The organism is Telluribacter sp., assembly GCF_035998675.1.
Taxonomy (GTDB): domain Bacteria; phylum Bacteroidota; class Bacteroidia; order Cytophagales; family Spirosomataceae; genus Telluribacter.
In genome coordinates this window covers 316,919-333,146 of the sequence record NZ_DASYHI010000022.1, presented here as the reverse complement: position 1 = coordinate 333,146, position 16,228 = coordinate 316,919, and the positions used below count along the sequence as shown (strand labels likewise).

Annotated in this window: 16 protein-coding genes; 6 read left to right on the top strand and 10 right to left on the bottom strand. The window is 51.2% G+C overall.

Annotated elements, in window-relative coordinates; genetic code table 11:
* Nucleotides 1-40: 40 nt before the first annotated feature.
* From VGN67_RS20845 to VGN67_RS20805, 9 genes are all read right to left on the bottom strand, one after another.
* Nucleotides 41-2,335 carry an FdhF/YdeP family oxidoreductase gene (locus VGN67_RS20845; RefSeq protein ID WP_327488838.1) on the bottom strand — a complete coding sequence of 765 codons (2,295 nt, stop codon included), beginning with the start codon at nucleotides 2,333-2,335 and terminating at the stop codon, nucleotides 41-43.
* A gap of 120 nt (nucleotides 2,336-2,455) precedes the next feature.
* Entirely contained in the window at nucleotides 2,456-3,268 is an 813-nt protein-coding gene (gene fdhD / locus VGN67_RS20840) for a formate dehydrogenase accessory sulfurtransferase FdhD (RefSeq protein ID WP_327488837.1), read from the bottom strand.
* Between the two features lie 137 nt (nucleotides 3,269-3,405).
* On the bottom strand, nucleotides 3,406-4,503 hold the full coding sequence (locus tag VGN67_RS20835) for an endo-1,4-beta-xylanase (protein ID WP_327488836.1): 1,098 nt from the start codon (nucleotides 4,501-4,503) through the stop codon (nucleotides 3,406-3,408).
* A 200-nt stretch (nucleotides 4,504-4,703) separates the two neighbouring features.
* Nucleotides 4,704-5,090 carry a hypothetical protein gene (locus tag VGN67_RS20830; protein WP_327488835.1) on the bottom strand — a complete coding sequence of 129 codons (387 nt, stop codon included), beginning with the start codon at nucleotides 5,088-5,090 and terminating at the stop codon, nucleotides 4,704-4,706.
* 673 nt (nucleotides 5,091-5,763) lie between these two features.
* The gene (locus tag VGN67_RS20825) at nucleotides 5,764-7,101 is read right to left on the bottom strand and encodes a DEAD/DEAH box helicase (RefSeq protein WP_327488834.1); all 1,338 of its coding nucleotides are present in this window, start codon (nucleotides 7,099-7,101) and stop codon (nucleotides 5,764-5,766) included.
* A 33-nt stretch (nucleotides 7,102-7,134) separates the two neighbouring features.
* A complete protein-coding gene (locus VGN67_RS20820; RefSeq protein ID WP_327488833.1) occupies nucleotides 7,135-8,007 on the bottom strand; it encodes an alpha/beta hydrolase in 873 nt (290 codons plus the stop codon).
* 11 nt (nucleotides 8,008-8,018) lie between these two features.
* The gene (locus tag VGN67_RS20815; RefSeq protein ID WP_327488832.1) at nucleotides 8,019-9,566 is read right to left on the bottom strand and encodes a sodium bicarbonate transporter family protein; all 1,548 of its coding nucleotides are present in this window, start codon (nucleotides 9,564-9,566) and stop codon (nucleotides 8,019-8,021) included.
* 390 nt (nucleotides 9,567-9,956) lie between these two features.
* Nucleotides 9,957-11,303 carry an APC family permease gene (locus tag VGN67_RS20810; protein WP_327488831.1) on the bottom strand — a complete coding sequence of 449 codons (1,347 nt, stop codon included), beginning with the start codon at nucleotides 11,301-11,303 and terminating at the stop codon, nucleotides 9,957-9,959.
* 9 nt (nucleotides 11,304-11,312) lie between these two features.
* Entirely contained in the window at nucleotides 11,313-12,548 is a 1,236-nt protein-coding gene (locus VGN67_RS20805; protein WP_327488830.1) for a nucleoside recognition domain-containing protein, read from the bottom strand.
* 137 nt (nucleotides 12,549-12,685) lie between these two features.
* Here VGN67_RS20805 and VGN67_RS20800 point away from each other — a divergent pair, with 137 nt between their 5' ends.
* From VGN67_RS20800 to VGN67_RS20790, 3 genes are all read left to right on the top strand, one after another.
* Nucleotides 12,686-12,862, top strand: coding sequence for a UPF0175 family protein (locus VGN67_RS20800; RefSeq protein WP_327488829.1), 177 nt, complete (start codon nucleotides 12,686-12,688; stop codon nucleotides 12,860-12,862).
* A gap of 94 nt (nucleotides 12,863-12,956) precedes the next feature.
* Nucleotides 12,957-13,172, top strand: coding sequence for a hypothetical protein (locus VGN67_RS20795; protein WP_327488828.1), 216 nt, complete (start codon nucleotides 12,957-12,959; stop codon nucleotides 13,170-13,172).
* Nucleotides 13,172-13,555: a type II toxin-antitoxin system VapC family toxin gene (locus VGN67_RS20790; protein ID WP_327488827.1), complete on the top strand. Its 384-nt coding sequence runs from the start codon at nucleotides 13,172-13,174 to the stop codon at nucleotides 13,553-13,555. Before VGN67_RS20795 ends, VGN67_RS20790 begins: the two co-directional genes overlap by 1 nt.
* A gap of 20 nt (nucleotides 13,556-13,575) precedes the next feature.
* Here the strand turns inward: VGN67_RS20790 and VGN67_RS20785 are convergent, their stop codons facing one another.
* Nucleotides 13,576-14,286: a hypothetical protein gene (locus VGN67_RS20785; RefSeq protein ID WP_327488826.1), complete on the bottom strand. Its 711-nt coding sequence runs from the start codon at nucleotides 14,284-14,286 to the stop codon at nucleotides 13,576-13,578.
* A 279-nt stretch (nucleotides 14,287-14,565) separates the two neighbouring features.
* Between VGN67_RS20785 and VGN67_RS20780 the strand changes: the two genes are divergently transcribed.
* The 3 genes from VGN67_RS20780 to VGN67_RS20770 all read left to right on the top strand — a co-directional run bounded on the left by VGN67_RS20780 (nucleotide 14,566) and on the right by VGN67_RS20770 (nucleotide 16,207).
* Nucleotides 14,566-15,150, top strand: coding sequence for a Crp/Fnr family transcriptional regulator (locus VGN67_RS20780; protein ID WP_327488825.1), 585 nt, complete (start codon nucleotides 14,566-14,568; stop codon nucleotides 15,148-15,150).
* Nucleotides 15,151-15,225: 75 nt separating this feature from the next.
* Nucleotides 15,226-15,645 (top strand): DUF4345 domain-containing protein, encoded by a 420-nt coding sequence (locus VGN67_RS20775; RefSeq protein WP_327488824.1) that lies wholly within the window; start codon nucleotides 15,226-15,228, stop codon nucleotides 15,643-15,645.
* A 1-nt stretch (nucleotide 15,646) separates the two neighbouring features.
* A complete protein-coding gene (locus tag VGN67_RS20770; protein WP_327488823.1) occupies nucleotides 15,647-16,207 on the top strand; it encodes a DinB family protein in 561 nt (186 codons plus the stop codon).
* Nucleotides 16,208-16,228: the final 21 nt, after the last annotated feature.

Sequence of the window (16,228 nt, the reverse complement as noted above, 5' to 3'; positions counted from 1 at the left end):
ATCTAAGATTTGCAATTACTAGTATTTTCACCCATAAAGACTACTCCTTTCCTGCCTTCCTTAAACTAACCGGTACCGTCTTGTACACGGGTGTGTTGCTTTTCTGGGCGGTGGTACTTATAGGTACCAGTACGTTGGCTTCGGGGAAGTAGGTAGCGATGCAGCGCCTGGGTATGTCGTAAGCGACCAGAATAAACGTGCGGGCTACGCGTTCCTGTCCGTCCGTTAAATTAAATAGATCGACGACTTCGCCGGGCTGGTAGCCAGCCGCTGCCATATCGGTTTTATTCATGAATACGACCCGCCGCTCGTTACGTACGCCCCGGTAGCGGTCGTCGAGGCCGTAGATGGTGGTATTGAACTGGTCGTGGCTGCGGATAGTCATCATCAGGTACTCATCCGGCCCCGGACTGGGTACCACGGCTTGCGCTACGTGGAAGTGTGCTTTGCCGTCGGGGGTGTTGAACCGGCCTTCGCGGGCGCCGTTGGGCAGGTAGAAGCCCGCTGGTTGCCGCACTTTTTCATTATAGTCTTTAAATCCGGGTATAACCTGAGCGATATCCTGACGGATAAAATCGTAGTGCTGCTCGTACCTGGTCCAGTTTATTCTGGTCCGGCCTGCCAGCGTGGCCTGCGCCAGTCGGCACACAATCGCGACCTCGCTCAGCAAGTTATCCGAAACGGGTGTAAGTACCCCGCGCGACGCCTGTACTACCCCCATGGAGTTTTCACAACTGATAAACTGTTCGGTGCCACCGGTGAGGTCGCGGTCGCTGCGGCCCAGGGTAGGTAGTATGAGGGCCTCCCGGCCGTGTACCAGGTGGCTGCGGTTGAGCTTGGTGGATACGTGTACAGTCAACTGGCAGCGGCGGAGCGCTTCGGCGGTGTACCGGGTGTCGGGCGTGGCCGACAGGAAGTTGCCCCCCATGGCAAAGAATACGCCCACTTTTCCGGCGTGCATGGCCCGAATGGCCTCCACGGTATCGAAGCCATGCCGACGCGGAGGTTCAAAGCCGAAGGTACTTTGTAGTTTTTCCAGCAGTGCGGTGGGCGGCTTTTCCCAGATGCCCATGGTGCGGTCGCCCTGGACGTTGCTGTGGCCGCGTACCGGACAGGTACCCGCGCCGGGCTTTCCGATGCTGCCTTTGAGCAGGAGCAGATTCACTACCTCCCGGATGGTAGCTACGGCGTTGGCGTGCTGAGTCAGCCCCATGGCCCAGCAGATAATAATCCTGTTTTTATGGGTAAGTACCTGGGCGGCCTCCCGGATTTGGTCGAGAGGTACCCCGCAGAGAGCCACCAGTTCCTGCATATCCAGCTGACGCAGGTGGTCAAGCAGTGCTTCGTAGCCTTCTGTTTGTTCTTTAATAAAGGTTTGGTCAAATATGGCACCCGGCCTTTTTTCCTCTTCATTCAACAGGAGTCTTTCTATGGCTTGCAGCAACGCCATGTCGCCGTTGAGCTTTACCTGCAGAAAAAGGCTGCTGAGCTGGCTGTCCATTCCCAGAGCACCCCTGACGGTTTGCGGATTATTAAAACCCATCAGTCCTGCTTCCGGCAGGGGATTCACGGCGATAATCGTGGCGCCGTTTCGTTTGGCCTGCTGCAGGGCCGTCAGCATACGCGGGTGGTTGGTACCCGGATTCTGCCCCATGACCATGATGACCTCGGCCTGGTTAAAATCGTCCAGCGTCACGCTGCCCTTGCCAATCCCCACCGACTCCATTAGGGCTACCCCGCTGGATTCGTGGCACATATTGGAACAGTCGGGCAGGTTGTTGGTGCCGAACTCCCGGACAAAAAGCTGGTACAGGAAAGCTGCCTCGTTGCTGGTACGGCCGGAGGTATAAAAGACGGCTTCATCGGGCGAAGCCAGGTAGTTGAGGTGAGCGGCTATTTTGCCAAAGGCCGCTCCCCAGCTAATGGGCTGGTAGTGGGTACCATCGGCGGGCAGGTACATGGGCTCGGCCACCCGGCCCTGCTTACCAATGTCCCGGTCCGACAGTTCGGCCAGGTCGGCAACCGAATGGGCCGCAAAGAAATCAGCGAACAGGGCTTTTTCGGTGGCTTCTTCGGCGACGGCTTTAGCGCCGTTTTCACAGTACTCGGCTATGGCCGAACGGTGGCCGTCGGGGTCGGGCCAGGCGCAGCTGGGGCAGTCAAAGCCGCCCTTTTGGTTCAGTTTGAACAGTGCTTTTAAGCCCCGGTTCACGCCCGCCTCTTCGTATACCGTCCGCATACTGACGGCCACGGCTTCCAGGCCCGCCGCCGTGGCGTAGGGTTTGTCGAGTTTCAGTCCGGTAAGTCGGGTCGGGTTTTCCGCCTGGGGTACCATAGTATTATCGAATGTCGATTTATTAGTTCTTAACGCTGAGGCTCTGTTGCCCCCCTTAATCCCCCCGGCGGGGGGAGATTTTGTGTTTATGGCCACTCATACACTCATCTACTCATACACTCACAAGACCACCCGCTGCTCACCGGTATAGATATTGAACTGTTCGTCCCGCAGAAACCCTACCAGCGTCATTTCCAACTCTTCGGCGAGCTGTACGGCCAGACTGGAAGGCGCACCCACGGCCGCTACGAATCCCAAACCGGCCATACCGGCTTTCTGAATCAGCTCAAAACTGGCCCGTCCGCTCAGGAGCAGCAGGTGCTGACTGAGAGGTACCTGGGCGGAACGTAAAACTGAACCTATGAGTTTGTCAAGGGCATTGTGCCGGCCCACATCTTCCCGTACTGCCAGCAAAGTACCTTCCCGGTCAAACAGTGCCGCCGCGTGCAGGCCGCCGGTCTGTTCAAATAACCGCTGCTGCTGCCGAAGGGTACCTGGCAGCTGATGCAGCAGGGCAGCAGGTACCTGCCATTCCGACGAGGTACCTATACGGGTACCAGCGGCCAATTGTACGGCTTCAATGGACGCCTTTCCGCATACTCCACAGCTGGAAGTGGTGTAGAAATTTCGTTCCAGGCTCTGGAGATCCAGTAGTACCTCTTCGTGCAGCAGGATGGTAACCCGGTTGGCGTCGTCGCGCCGGATGTCAAGTACCTCATCGGCCCGCCGGATGATCCCTTCCGTGAAAAGAAAACCCAGCGCCAGCTCCTCGTCCTGCCCGGGCGTGCGCATGGTCACCGCCAGGTTTTTTCGCTTCCGTTCCGGACCGTACAGCACTGCTATACCCAGCGGCTCCTCCACGGCCAGTACATCGTCCGTATCAAGTACTTGTCCGTTCCGGTACTTTCGGATGGCGGTGGAGAGGGTGGACATATTAATTCTGAATGCTGAATTAGGAATTATGAATGTTTTTTTTCCACAGAGTTTATGGAGTTTTAGCACAGAGGAATAAGAGTACATTCGAAAAACTAGGAACTCATCAACTATGAACTCATAAACTCCTGAACTCCCTAAAACTTCACTACTTCCCAGTACGCCTTTTTGGGCAGGAGGTTCTGGTCGAAGAGCAAGGGGTAGTTTTTGCGTCCGCGCACGGGAAAATTGTCCAGCCACGAGCTTTTATCCGATACGTTCCAGAACGTTACGCCCGTAATGGCCTGCCGGTGGTCGCGAAGTACCTTGAAAGCGTTTTTATACAGTTCCACCTGTTTCTGCTCCATCTCGCTGGTAAATTGATCCGCTTCGTCGGGGCGCTTGTCGCGGCGTCCGCTTTCGGAGGGATACACCGACACGTCCAGTTCGGTAATTTGTACGTCCAGCCCCAGCGACTGGAACCGCTCGATGCTCCGCGCTATTTCCTGCTCCGACGGGCCACTGATATTCCAGTGCGCCTGTAGCCCCACGCCGTGGATGGGTACCCCTGCGTCTTTCAATTTTTTGACCAGTTGATAAATCCGCTCCCGCTTGCCGGGGTTCTCGGTGTTGTAGTCGTTGTAGAAGAGCTTCGCGCTGGGGTCGGCGGCGTGGGCGTATTCAAAAGCTTTGGCGATGTAGTCTTCGCCAATAATTTTGAGAAACTCCGACTCGCGCATTCCCTTGCTTTCGTTGTCGTCCACGGCCTCATTGACTACGTCCCAGGCGTAGATTTTGCCTTTGAACCGCGATACTACCGTCGTAATATGCTCTTTGAGCCGACTGAGCAGTACCTCCCGGGAAACCGTTTTACCTTCCGCGTCCTTAAAGAACCAGGCGGGGGTCTGGTTGTGCCAGCAGAGGGTATGCCCCCGCATCTTCATCCCGTTCGCCTGGGCAAAGGCCGCAATGGCGTCAGCATCCTGCCAGTAGTAGCGGTCGGGTTCGGGATGGATGGGTCCCATTTTCATGGCGTTTTCGGCGGTGATACTATTGAAGTGCTGTATGATCAGCTTTGCTTCGGGGCCGCTAAGGACCCGGGGCGACACGGCCGTTCCGATGGGGAAGTAGTCTTTGTAGTAGTCTTTCAGCCCTTTTTCGTCCTGCTGCCAGGAAGTACCGGCGGTAAAAAGGGTCGCAGTGACCGCCAGTGCTATAAAGAAAGCTACTCGGGAAAAAGGGTTTCTGGATTTCATATCTGGTCAGTCTGATTTTCTGAATTGGGAAAAGTAGCGCCGGGCCTACCAGATTTAAAGTAGGGAAGTGGCCAAAACTACGCGGCCAGCCGGAGAATTTTGCCCCAACCTCTGAAAACACCGAACCGCCCGGTAGCTACCGGGCGGTTCGATTCAAGTACTGAGGCAAGTACTACTGATGCATTGGCTGACCCATGCGCTTATTTGGAAGTGTTTGCCGTAACAACGCGGGTTACTTCGGTTTTTATCTCAAATGGTTTGGCCACGTAGCCGTTGCTGGTTTCAACCACAAAGGTATAGGTACCATCAGCCAGATTGGACAAGTCAAAGATTTTGGAAAACTTGTCAGTTTTTCCGGTGTATTCGCTGTAAAGGACCTGTCCTTCTTTGTTACGGATTGCAATGTAGGCGCGGCTGGGCAGGTTTTGGGCCGACAACCGGAACTTCAGGTCTTTGGCGGCTTCTACGGTCAGTTCTACGGTTACGTCTTCGCGTACTTCTACTTTATTAGTTGTGTCATTGGCTAAGGCCAGGTTTGCAATTGATACTCCCATCAATACTGCAAGTACTATGTATGTTTTTTTCATAATAATGTCAAAGTTAAATTTGTAGTTAAATTGGATTATTTAAATAAATAAAAGTCCTTGCCTACTACTTGATTTGTTTACCCTAATCAGACCCTTTGTTGTCCTTTTGGTTGATACAAACGTAGAGAAAAGCTTGTATACAAGTCAAGGGTTGCGTTTAGGTTTGCAAAAGTTCATGATAGGGTCCTATGTATATAGTTGAAAAGTTATATAAATATGTGAAAAGTACAACAGATAGTTCTTTGTGTTCTAGCCTATTTCGTTGTAAAATTCCGTGAATTCAGTTGAGGTACTTGTATTTTTTCGATAAATTATTTAATGATATTGCCCCGGTGTTGTGGAAGCAGCAAATGTCATACTGCAAAACCAGCTTCGAAGGCAACGGAAACCATGCTTTTTGGGGAAACCAGCGGAAAGAAGTACTAGTCTAGCGAGGTCAGGGGGAAAGAATCGGGGAGGTTCGGGTTTTTAACCCGGTGCATTACCAATAGGCGGAACGCTCCACGATAAGGAAAAGAAAGAAAAATAAGTAAGGGTGGCGGGTTAAGAATAAGTCATTGACCCTACCCGGTCCGCCGGGTCAGAGCAATTTTTACCGCTGATTGTTTGAGAGGTACTTGCTGAGTGAGGAAGCCTATACCTTTTACGAAATGTTACAGAAACAGGCTACCCGCTAATCACCCTTGTTCTTCCGGGATTTTTTAATGGGCTTGCCGTACTTCTTCATCATTTCCTCCCTGTGGTTTCGGCGGACGTTTACCTTCTTGTTCTTCTCCGCTTTTTCGTGAAAGGCTCCACCACCGGCTTCCGGCCGGGGCGGTTTTACTTCACTATTTTTCATCTGAATCCGGGGCATTTCCTCCTCCGTAAGTACCTCCGACACTTCCACTTCATCGGGCAGGGGCGCCAGGGGAATGTTGTAGTTCATCAACCCTTCAATTGCCGCCAGCAGTTCCCGCTCCTTTTCGGTTACAAAGCTAATGGCTATCCCTTTCTGATCGGCGCGGCCGGTTCGGCCTATCCGGTGAATATAGCTTTCGGGGTCGTCGGGTAAATCAAAATTAATCACGTGCGATACTTCCGCTATGTCCAGCCCCCGGGCTATGATATCGGTAGCAATCAGGATGCGGTACTCTCCCTCCTTAAACCGCCGTACTACGTTGAAGCGGTGGTTCTGGGCTTTGTTGGAGTGGATAACGCCTACATTATCCCGGAACCGCGCCTCTATTTCTTCGTACAGTTGATCGGCCAGTTGCTTGGTCGCCACAAAAATCAGGACCCGGGTCATGTCGGTATCCTGGCTTAGTACCCATTTCAGGAAATTGACCTTGGTATAAAAATTAGGTACTTCATATCCCAGTTGCGTTATATTTTCCAGTGGTGTACCGGCCGGCGCCGCCTCTACCAGCACGGGGCTATTAAAATGCGCGACGATGAGCTTCTCTACCTCATCCGTCATGGTAGCCGAAAACAGCAGGTTCTGACGGCGGGGAGGCAGCAGGTCCAGTACCGTATTGAGCTGCGCCCGGAAACCCAGATTCAGCATTTCGTCCACCTCATCAATGACCAGGCGCTTAATCCCTTTCAGTTTCAGGGAGCCGTTCAGGGCCAGGTCAATCAGCCGGCCCGGCGTGGCTACCACCAGGTCGGCACCCTGCTGCAGGTCGGCCATCTGTGACTTGATGTTGCTCCCGCCGTACACACCCACCACCCGCAGACTCAGGTAGGTACTTAGTTTCTGGACTGTCTCCTCTACCTGCACTACCAGTTCCCGCGTAGGTACCAGGATCAGGATCTGGGGAAGTTTTTCTTTGGTGAACTGCAGCTGACGCAGGCAGGGCAGCAGGTAAGCCAGGGTCTTGCCGGTACCCGTCTGGGCTATGCCACACACATCCCGGCCGGACATCATGACCGAAAATACTTTCTGCTGAATGGTAGTAGGAGTCTGGTAGCCCAAATCGCCCAGCGCGTTCAGCAAAGACTTATTTAAATTCAGTTCGTCAAAAGTCATAGCACACTCAGATTAAGAGCCACGAAGGTAGGGCTATTCCTCCATAAATCGGAGAATCTCGTCATAACGAGGGTTCCAGGTAAAGAAGAACTGGGTAATCATACCAATATGTCCTTTGCCCGGCTGTACCTGATACCTGGGCCGGGGTACATAGTTTTTCAGAGCCGAAACAAATTTTTCCGTACTCTTTTCAATAGAAGAATACGTACTACCACCCCGATAAATAAGCATGGGGGGCATGTTTTCGTGCAGGTGAAAAATGGGAGAAGCCTTTTTCCACTCCTGGGGATTGGCGGTAAAAGTTTTCAGGTAGGTATGGCCGTCTTCAAAACCCTGTTCCTGGAGGTACCCGTACATATCCAGTCCGGCGGCGTCAATTAAGATAGTACCTTTAATTGGATTCTTAATCTGGAGGCTGTCGAAGTACTCGTTGCGCAGGGAAATAAGGGAAGCCAGATGACCGCCAGCCGAATGGCCCGATACAAAGATCCGATTGGGGTCGCCACCGTACTGCCGGATGTTTTGCTGTACCCACTGTACCGCCTGCGCCGCGCTGGTGGCCATTTGGTTGTAGCTGGCCTGCGGACTAAGCGGGTAGTCAATAATCACAGTCACTACTCCTTTGCGCGCCCAGCGGTTGCCAAAGAAGTCGTACTGGTCCTTGTCGCCCGAGTTCCAGCGGCCTCCGTGGATAAAGACCAGCACGTTTTTTAGCTCTTTGGGTTTTCGGGGAGCGAATATATTTAATCGCTGCTCCGCTTTGCGGGTGGCTGCATCCGCTTTTACATACGCTAGATCCTTGGTACGTACCACTCTTCTGAAAACGCAGCCCGAGGTTGAAACGAACAGCGCTCCCAGAAGCAGTGAGCAAACTAGTTGCGAAACAGGTACTTTAAAGTTATTCACGGAACAGGTACTTAATCAAAAACGTGAATTTCATCTTCCTCCTCGAAATCTTCGGCTGACAGCACCTCCACGTATTCTTCGGGAATAAACCGGGGCAATGCCATCTGGATTAACACGAGTCCCGCAATCATTAACGGGAAAAGGATACCGATTGGGGACGATTTAAGCGCCCACAAGGCTATAAAGCATACCAGCTGAATAATCGTGAACCGGTGAATCCACTTGCGGGGAACCCGCTCGGTATAGGGGGTGGAAGGATAAAGTTTCGGATCGGTAATCCAGAGCATCAGCCGGTCAAAGAACTGGTTACCACCCAGCGAGGCAAATCCCATGTAGAGAAATAGTCCAAATAATACCGCCATGGGTATGTAGCCAAAGTAATCCAGCAGGAATATGGAGATAGCAATCAGGATGTGAATAAGCAATCCCGACAACCGATTCTCCCGTACTTTATAAATTACTTCTTTACTTACACCGTCGGTTTCCACTGACTTGGTTTCCGCCAGACTCTTTACGTGGTTAAGGGAGTGAACCGTGGCCGCTACAATCCAGGGCAGGGCAAACAGACTTCCCAGCAGCACAATTATCCCTACAATGGCCAAATCAAGGTGGTACCCTCCTCCTTTGGTTAATTTGTTATCAGGAGAGTTGACCAGACGGGTTGTGATATTCTGGTCCAGGAACAACAGAATAGTGGCCAGAATAGCGGGGGCAATCGATGCGAAAATCACCCAGGTAGGTACCTCAAAAATATCGACCAGCCAGGGGCGGCCCGAGGTAGTGGTAAGGCTTTCGGGTACCGTGGGGGTACTCAGCTGCACTTCCGGAAAGAGCAGCGCAAAGGCGGTCATACCTACAATGGCAATGGCCGGACCGAAATCGCTCAGGAAGCTACGGACGGAAGTACTCAAAAAACGGGATTTGGTAAAATCTCTCAGGCTTCGTGATAAGGTAAAGGTACCCAACGCCAGCACCATGGTCAGAAACGCGCTGGACAGGCCAAAGCCCTCCGGCCCGAAGGCGTTTACGGTATCCGAAACGGCTTCCACGATGAATATTACCGAGATAAGAGCGGCGAAGATTTCGTCCGTAAAGCGGGAAAAATAGCTCATAAGCGCACTGGCGTCCGTAAAGGCACAAATCAGCAGTATGATGCCGGACCATATACCTACCCAGGCGTACGTAGCCAGAAATGATATCTCCAGCTGCCCACAAACGGTATAGAGCATCCCCGTAAAAATAACGATGGGACCCGTACCCCCCAGAATAGTCAGCGGCTGACCAGCCAACAGGGCAAACAGGATACCACCTACCGCCGTAACCGCCAGCATTTCGATAATACCAATCTGGTTGCCCGTTAACAAACCCGTCAGGGCACCAAAAGCGATAGCGTTGGCTAAGGCCGCAAAGTATAAAAACAGGGTAGTTCCGGCTACCTTCGAGTGAAAGCCATCTTTAAAATCACTGAGGTAATGGGGCACTTTTCTACGGATGTCATCACTAATACCACCGAATAAACGACCGGTCCATTCTAATTCAGTACCTTCTATTTTACTCATTGTTTATTAGTTTTATCTAATTCAACTAGTGTTCTGTTTATTACTAAACCAGCTACAATGGTATTTCATGTAGCCAATAGACTCACGAATGGTGAACTGTTGAGGCTGTAGGGGCAGCCTTTTCGTGTGTTTTGAGCCAGAGTTGTAAATCTATACTACTTAAAAAAGTGCAAAAATGTTTTATGAAATAGCTTTATTTCAGGAGGCGAGGGTGGAGCAGCAGGCCAACTTTTTATATTGCAACGCAGCCAGGTACTTTAGTTAGGGCACGGCAGCTCGTAGGTGAATAGCGGATAGGGGAAGCGTATCAGAAGAGGAAGGAAAGGGAACCGGTAACCTGATTACCTATACAATTAAAGTAAAAAGATGTTTAGAAATTGGGAGGAAAAGCTACTCTCCTGCTCGCTGTAGTACCCAGTACAGGGGTGCTCCGCCCAGAAAAAGCGCCCAGCCGATCAGGGCTGAGGAAGGATCAGTGATGATGACATTGGCGGCAATAATGAGCAGGAACAACACAAAAAAACCGGGAAGCCAGGGGTAGCCAGCCATATGAAAGCCCTGATGAGGATCAGCACTGCCGGCCCCCCGGAGACGGGCCCGCTTCCGAAAAACGAAAATAGTGGCCGCCGCACTTGCCAAAGCGATACTATCCACGGACATAACGTAGTTGACAATTTGCTCGAAGGTATCCAGCAGCCAGAGCGAGGCCAGCGTAGTTACGATCAGGAACGTCAGGGCAAACTCCTGAACCTGCGTGCGGGTATTTACTTTTTTGAATGCAGCGGGCAGTATGCCGTCATCGGCCAGGGCGTAGTACACCCTCGGCAGCGACAGCATAGTGGCATTGATAAAACCCAGAACCGACAGAAATATAGCCAATGAAAAGAAGACCTGTCCCCCCGGCCCGAACAAGGCGCGGGCGGTATCGGCGGCAATGAGGTTGGAAGTCCGCAGGCCGTCGAAGCCCAGGGTGTGGTAGTAGGTGTAGTTGAGGGTCAGGTACAGCGCCAGGATCAGAAACATGCCAATAAATATGCCCCGGGGTGTATTTCGAACGGGATCTTTAATGTCGGCCCCGAAGTTGAGCGTTTGCTGGTACCCGCCGTAGGTATAAAACACCGCAATAAGGCTGGCCCCGAAAGCTGTAAACCACGAGGCAGGTACTTCCGGCACCGGTGTTTGGGGAGCAGCGCCCGGCGGAACGGTATAGAACACGCCCAGACAAAGTACCCCCATCATCAGGATCTTCAGGCCGCTCAGCAAGTTTTGGGTCTTTGCTCCCGCCCGGATTCCCAGCATATTAATCAGATAAAAAAACAGCAGGGTACCTATGGCCGTGATCCGGATGCCCGTCGCTCCTTGCCAGCCGGTGGGTAGCAGGGGATTGAGGTACTCAGACCCGATCAGGGCTACTCCGGCCATACCCGCCCCGTAGGTAAGTACTATGACCCAGTTGATCATGAAGGCGTACAGGGGGTGGAAGGCCGTCGAAATAAGCTTGTAGAAGCCACCCGGAAAGTGGTGGCGCGAACCGATTTCGGCAAAGACAAAGGCTCCAATCAGGCTAACAAGTCCCCCGGCTACCCAGGCCGAAAAGAAAATTTCCGGTGAGCCCGCCTGCCGGGCCACTATGGCGGGCGTCCGGAATATTCCGATTCCAATCACCAGGCTGATGACTATCATACCCAGATCAAAAGCGCCGATCTGCGGACGAATGGGGGGCTGAGGCTCGGCCATAGAAGTAGATTAATGGAAGAACAGGTACCCGAGCCAGATACCGGCCAGTACGCCCACAAAGTCAGCAATGAGACCGGCCACAATGGCGTAACGGGTGTTTTTGATACCCACTGACCCGAAGTAAAGCGCCACTATGTACAGGGTAGTATCGGCCGATCCCTGGAAAATACACACCAGACGACCGATGAACGAATCGGGACCAAACTGCTTCATGGCGTCGATCATCAGGGCCCGCGCACCGCTCCCACTCAGGGGTTTCATCAGCGCTACGGGTAGGGCATCGGTAAAGTCGGTGTTGAAGCTGGCAAAGGAGAAGAGGTACTTAAGACTGTTAACGAGGTAGTCCATGGCGCCGCAGTTACGGAAGGCACTGATGGCAACGAGCATTCCTACCAGGTAGGGGATAATCATGACGGAGGTAGAAAATCCGTTTTTTGCTCCATCAATAAATGCCTCAAATACATTCACCTTTTTATACAAGGCTCCCCCCAGAAATCCGGCTACAATCAGCAGCAGCAGTGAATTGCCCACGACTACCGAAACGGTTTCGATTTGTTCTTTGGGAAGGGTGGAGAGATACGCAAGCAGAAGTCCCAGAACGGCAGTTACTCCTCCCAGCCCCAGTATTACGGTGCGGTTAAACAGGTTGATTCGTTGCCAGGTAGCGGTGATAATCATACTGACTACGGTTGTAACATAGGTACCTACTACGCAGGGAATGAAAATGTCGGACGGGCTTTCGGCTCCCAGAATAGCCCTTTGCGCAATAATACTGAGCGGGATAATCTGTAAACCCGACGTGTGCAGCACCAGAAACATGATCTGGGCGTTGGAGGCGGTATCCTTATCCGGGTTCAGCTCCTGCAGGCTTTGCATGGCTTTAAGGCCAAAGGGCGTGGCCGCGTTGTCGAGGCCAATCATGTTGGCCGCGAAGTTCATGATCATTTGCCCGTTGGCGGGGTGGTTTTTGGGTACTTCGGGGAAAAGCTTATTGAAGAAAGGGCCAATCACCCGCGCCAGTACATTAATGGCTCCGGCGCGTTCGCCCACGTTGAGGATACCCAAAAAAAACGTCATGACCCCGGCCAGGGGCAGGGCAATATCCATCACGGCTAACTCTGCCATGTCCAGCATTCCCTCCACTATGGCTTTGAAAGTCAGGACATCCCCCAGAAAAATAAATTTGAAAAGCGCAATGACAAACGCAATGACAAAGAAAAAAACGAAAATATAATTCAGGGCCATGGAGGGTGGTTACAACAGCTACCGGTTAACGATTATTTTTTTTGAGTACTTGCACATTGGAGGGTTAAAGCTAAGGGAATTTTCGTGCTAATTATCAAAATTAATCGTTATATTAGTTCTGATAACTATGGACAGTTATGATGTCTACCGAAAATATTACAATTATAATTCCCACTACTACGCAGACTGACCCCGTTGAGGTGAGGATGTTGGTAGCCGGGGAATTATACGAAAAAGGTAAGCTCTCGGCTGGTCAGGCCGCTGAGATTGTTGGATTATCCAAGCGGGCCTTCCCGGAGATGCTGGGAAAATAGGGGCTTTCTGTTTTTGGCTATAATGATTATGAAATTATAAGGGTCTTTCGGATTTTAGTTAAAAATTATAAATTGAGAATCAAACGGGAAGGACATGGAATTAAGACTTAATATAGGATTTGAACAAGTGTTTAGTTTAGCTAATCAACTCTCACAGAGGGAGAAAGAGAAACTCATAGCTGCACTATCCAAAAGTGTAAATAAATCCAGAGATCAAAAGCCTGAACGACAACTAGGAAAGTACCAGGGTAAGATAAAAATAGCCAGGGACTTTAAAGAGCCTTTGGACGATTTTAAAGAGTATATGTAATGAAGTACTTGATTGATACTCAAATTCTCCTTTGGATTTTTGGAGATCATTCCAGGCTATCCCAAAAAGCCTTAGGAGTTATCAAACAAGCTGATATACAGCTTTTTGTTAGCGCTGTCAGCTTTTGGGAAATTGCTATAAAGATAAGTCTGGATAAACTTACTCTTCCCGTTAGTCTTGAGCAGTTTGTTGAAGACACCTTAGCAAACGATATTGAGATTATTGGGCTCGAAATCAGCCATATTCTGAAGGTTGCTTCTTTACCCTATCATCATCGGGATCCATTTGATAGATTAATCATTGCTCAATCATTAGTTGAAAGTCTTCCCATACTATCGAGTGATGACAAGTTCTCTCTTTATGAAATAGAGAGGGTTTGGTAAAAGGGAATAACCGTAGCTCCTTAGAACCTGATATTGGTACGTATGATGCCATCGGTCACTTCGGCGTAAAAGCGGCCGCTGTCGTAGAGCTTGCAGCGGAAGCCGAAGGCAATGTCAAAGCTCCCATCCTCGCGCTCTTCCATTTCCAGCACCCGCAGGTAGGCCGTAGCCGGGTCCTGAGGACCCGACCAGGACTGGAATCCTGCTACATTAGTAAACCCCCACTTAGGTTCATACTGAGCAAACAGTATTATTTGAAACAGGCGGTCCATTTCTGTCAAAGACTGGCTGGTTTTTTCCGTAGAAAGAATATTGAGTTCCGCTCCCTTATAGATATTTTCCAGGAAAAATGCACGTGTACTTTTGGTGAAGAAAGGGGTATGGATAGTAAAGTGAATCGGGGCGGGAGGCACCTTGGGAGCCCCCCAACCTCCTACCCCGAAAGCTACCTTCATACCATTTACGGGTCCAGTCGGGTTAAAAGGTGCGGAGTTACTACCGGTCACGACGCCAGAGACTCCGTAGGCAAAATTTTCGTAGTAAGCGTCGTTGGTGGAGTAGCAGAGCTGCTGGTTGCGTAGGGTCGCGCGGCCGTAGTAGTCCGAAAGGTTATCGCTGCAGGCAAATGTGAGCTTGGTTTCGTAGTCGGGCAGTTCCGGACCTGGGTCGGAGCGTCGGCAACTCAGCAGGGCTACCAGCGCCACCATGGTCAAAAGGGATAAGGGTTTCATAGTAGGTGTAGTTATTGTTGCTGAATATGAGCTTTGTAGTAATTGTTACCGTAGTAAAGGCATAAGCCCATTTTAAGTTTCATCGAGCTATACCACAAGATGCGCATTAAAATAGTAAGGAATAACGGGTTTATCAGTTTCTGGCTTATCAAGTTTTTTGAAAAAAGACTTTTTTTGCTTCCGGTGTAGCTTGTCATTGAGTCAAGTCAGTACTTTTAGCCCCGGATGGAAGCAGGGGTGACGGGCTTCTATTCCATTTCTGGACTTTCTCAAAAACCCATGGCGGAAGCGGTCGAAAATTTAAAAAATCTGGTATCGGCTATTCAGCCCTTGTCTGGTGAAGACTGGCAGGAGTTTGCCGGCCTTTGGACGCCTTTTTCCGCTAAAAGAAAAGAGGTACTTACCGCCGCCGGTGAGAACGAAAACTTCCTGTACTTTGTGACGGAGGGTGTGCAGCGGGTGTACTACCTTGACGACCAAAACCGCGAAGCTACCCTGGTATTTACCTATGTGCCTTCTTTCGGGGGCGTACTCGACTCTATGCTGCTGCGACAGCCTTCCCGCTTTTACTACGAAACCCTCACCCCCTCCTACTTTTTACGGGCTCCGGTCCGGGACCTGCTGCTCCTGATGGACCACCGGCCCGCTATCAATTCTATGGTACGGCAGGGTGTCACGCACAGTTTATCGGGGGTACTTCAGCGGCTGGTGGAGCTGCAGTGCTATTCGTCCGAAGAACGGTTCAGAATGCTTCTGCAACGTAGTCCGCATATATTACAGCTGGTACCGCATAAGTACCTGGCCAACTACCTGGGTATTGACGCGAGCAATTTCAGCAAGCTGCTCAATCGGATAAAAATCTGAAATCTTGGTTTTTACCAACATTTATCCTGGGGCAGGGTAGCACCTTTGCAGAGTAAAACGTAAAAATCAGCTACCATGAAAACCCAAAAAATCATTTCCGTTTGTGCCACGGGGTTTATTCTTTTGTCAGCCCTAAGTTTATTAATGGTAAGTGTTATGGCTTTTGCCGATCCGCAGTCGGTAATGGATCTGGTGCAGGTACAACTTACTTCGCCCGACGCCAGCAGTTCCATCCGGGGGGTGTACGGTGGCGTGGGAGCCACCCTGGTCATTAGTTTGCTGTACCTGATGAGGTACTACACCCAGAAAGGACTCTTGTTTCTTTGCCTGCTGTGGGGCTTTTATGCCTTGTCCCGTACCATAACCATATTTGTCGAAGGGGCGCTGGGCGCATTTGGCAAACAATGGCTGGTAACCGAATCAGTCCTGTTTTTGCTGGCCCTGGTATTGGTTCTGCTTTACAGGAAACCTGTTTCCACCAAAGAAGCCTTTTAACGTGAAAACTATTCCGCAAAGCCAGCTGCTGGAGGCCCTGGAAGAAAAAGTAGAACGGCACCTGCAGGAAGCAGTAAGTACCTTCCAGAATCTGAGCGGGGAAGTACTGCTGCGGGCGGCTGAAAACGGTGGGTGGAGTATTGCCCAGTGTCTCGAACACCTGAATACCTACGGACAGTACTACCATCCTCACCTGCAAAAAGCGTTGGCTGCCTCCGGGCAAAAACAACCGGATGAACCGTTTGAAAGCAGCTGGCTGGGCGCTTATTTCATCCGGACGATGGACCCGGTCACCGGAACGGCCAAATTCAAGGCTGTTAAACAGCACACGCCCGCTACTGACCTGGACGCGCCCGCCGTAGTGGGTGAATTTATCCGGCAGCAGGAAGAGTTGCTGCAGTACCTGCGGCAGGCCAGGACAGCCGACCTCAATCACATCCGGATTCCGATTTCACTAACCAAATGGATAAAACTGAAACTGGGGGATATTTTTCAGGTACTTGTCGCGCACAACGAAAGACACATCAGGCAGGCCAGAAGAAACCTTAAAGCCGGTACCTGACTGGGTACTGCCTCCGAAGGT

Coding starts and splice junctions, on each gene's coding strand:
- VGN67_RS20835 (WP_327488836.1), bottom strand. CDS start 4,503: ATGAAATCCAGAAACCCTTTTTCCCGAGTAGCTTTCTTTATAGCACTG.
- VGN67_RS20785 (WP_327488826.1), bottom strand. CDS start 14,286: ATGAAACCCTTATCCCTTTTGACCATGGTGGCGCTGGTAGCCCTGCTG.
- VGN67_RS20775 (WP_327488824.1), top strand. CDS start 15,226: ATGAAAACCCAAAAAATCATTTCCGTTTGTGCCACGGGGTTTATTCTT.
- VGN67_RS20830 (WP_327488835.1), bottom strand. CDS start 5,090: ATGAAAAAAACATACATAGTACTTGCAGTATTGATGGGAGTATCAATT.
- VGN67_RS20805 (WP_327488830.1), bottom strand. CDS start 12,548: ATGGCCCTGAATTATATTTTCGTTTTTTTCTTTGTCATTGCGTTTGTC.
- VGN67_RS20790 (WP_327488827.1), top strand. CDS start 13,172: ATGAAGTACTTGATTGATACTCAAATTCTCCTTTGGATTTTTGGAGAT.
- VGN67_RS20800 (WP_327488829.1), top strand. CDS start 12,686: ATGATGTCTACCGAAAATATTACAATTATAATTCCCACTACTACGCAG.
- VGN67_RS20780 (WP_327488825.1), top strand. CDS start 14,566: ATGGCGGAAGCGGTCGAAAATTTAAAAAATCTGGTATCGGCTATTCAG.
- VGN67_RS20810 (WP_327488831.1), bottom strand. CDS start 11,303: ATGGCCGAGCCTCAGCCCCCCATTCGTCCGCAGATCGGCGCTTTTGAT.
- fdhD (WP_327488837.1), bottom strand. CDS start 3,268: ATGTCCACCCTCTCCACCGCCATCCGAAAGTACCGGAACGGACAAGTA.
- VGN67_RS20795 (WP_327488828.1), top strand. CDS start 12,957: ATGGAATTAAGACTTAATATAGGATTTGAACAAGTGTTTAGTTTAGCT.
- VGN67_RS20815 (WP_327488832.1), bottom strand. CDS start 9,566: ATGAGTAAAATAGAAGGTACTGAATTAGAATGGACCGGTCGTTTATTC.
- VGN67_RS20845 (WP_327488838.1), bottom strand. CDS start 2,335: ATGGTACCCCAGGCGGAAAACCCGACCCGACTTACCGGACTGAAACTC.
- VGN67_RS20825 (WP_327488834.1), bottom strand. CDS start 7,101: ATGACTTTTGACGAACTGAATTTAAATAAGTCTTTGCTGAACGCGCTG.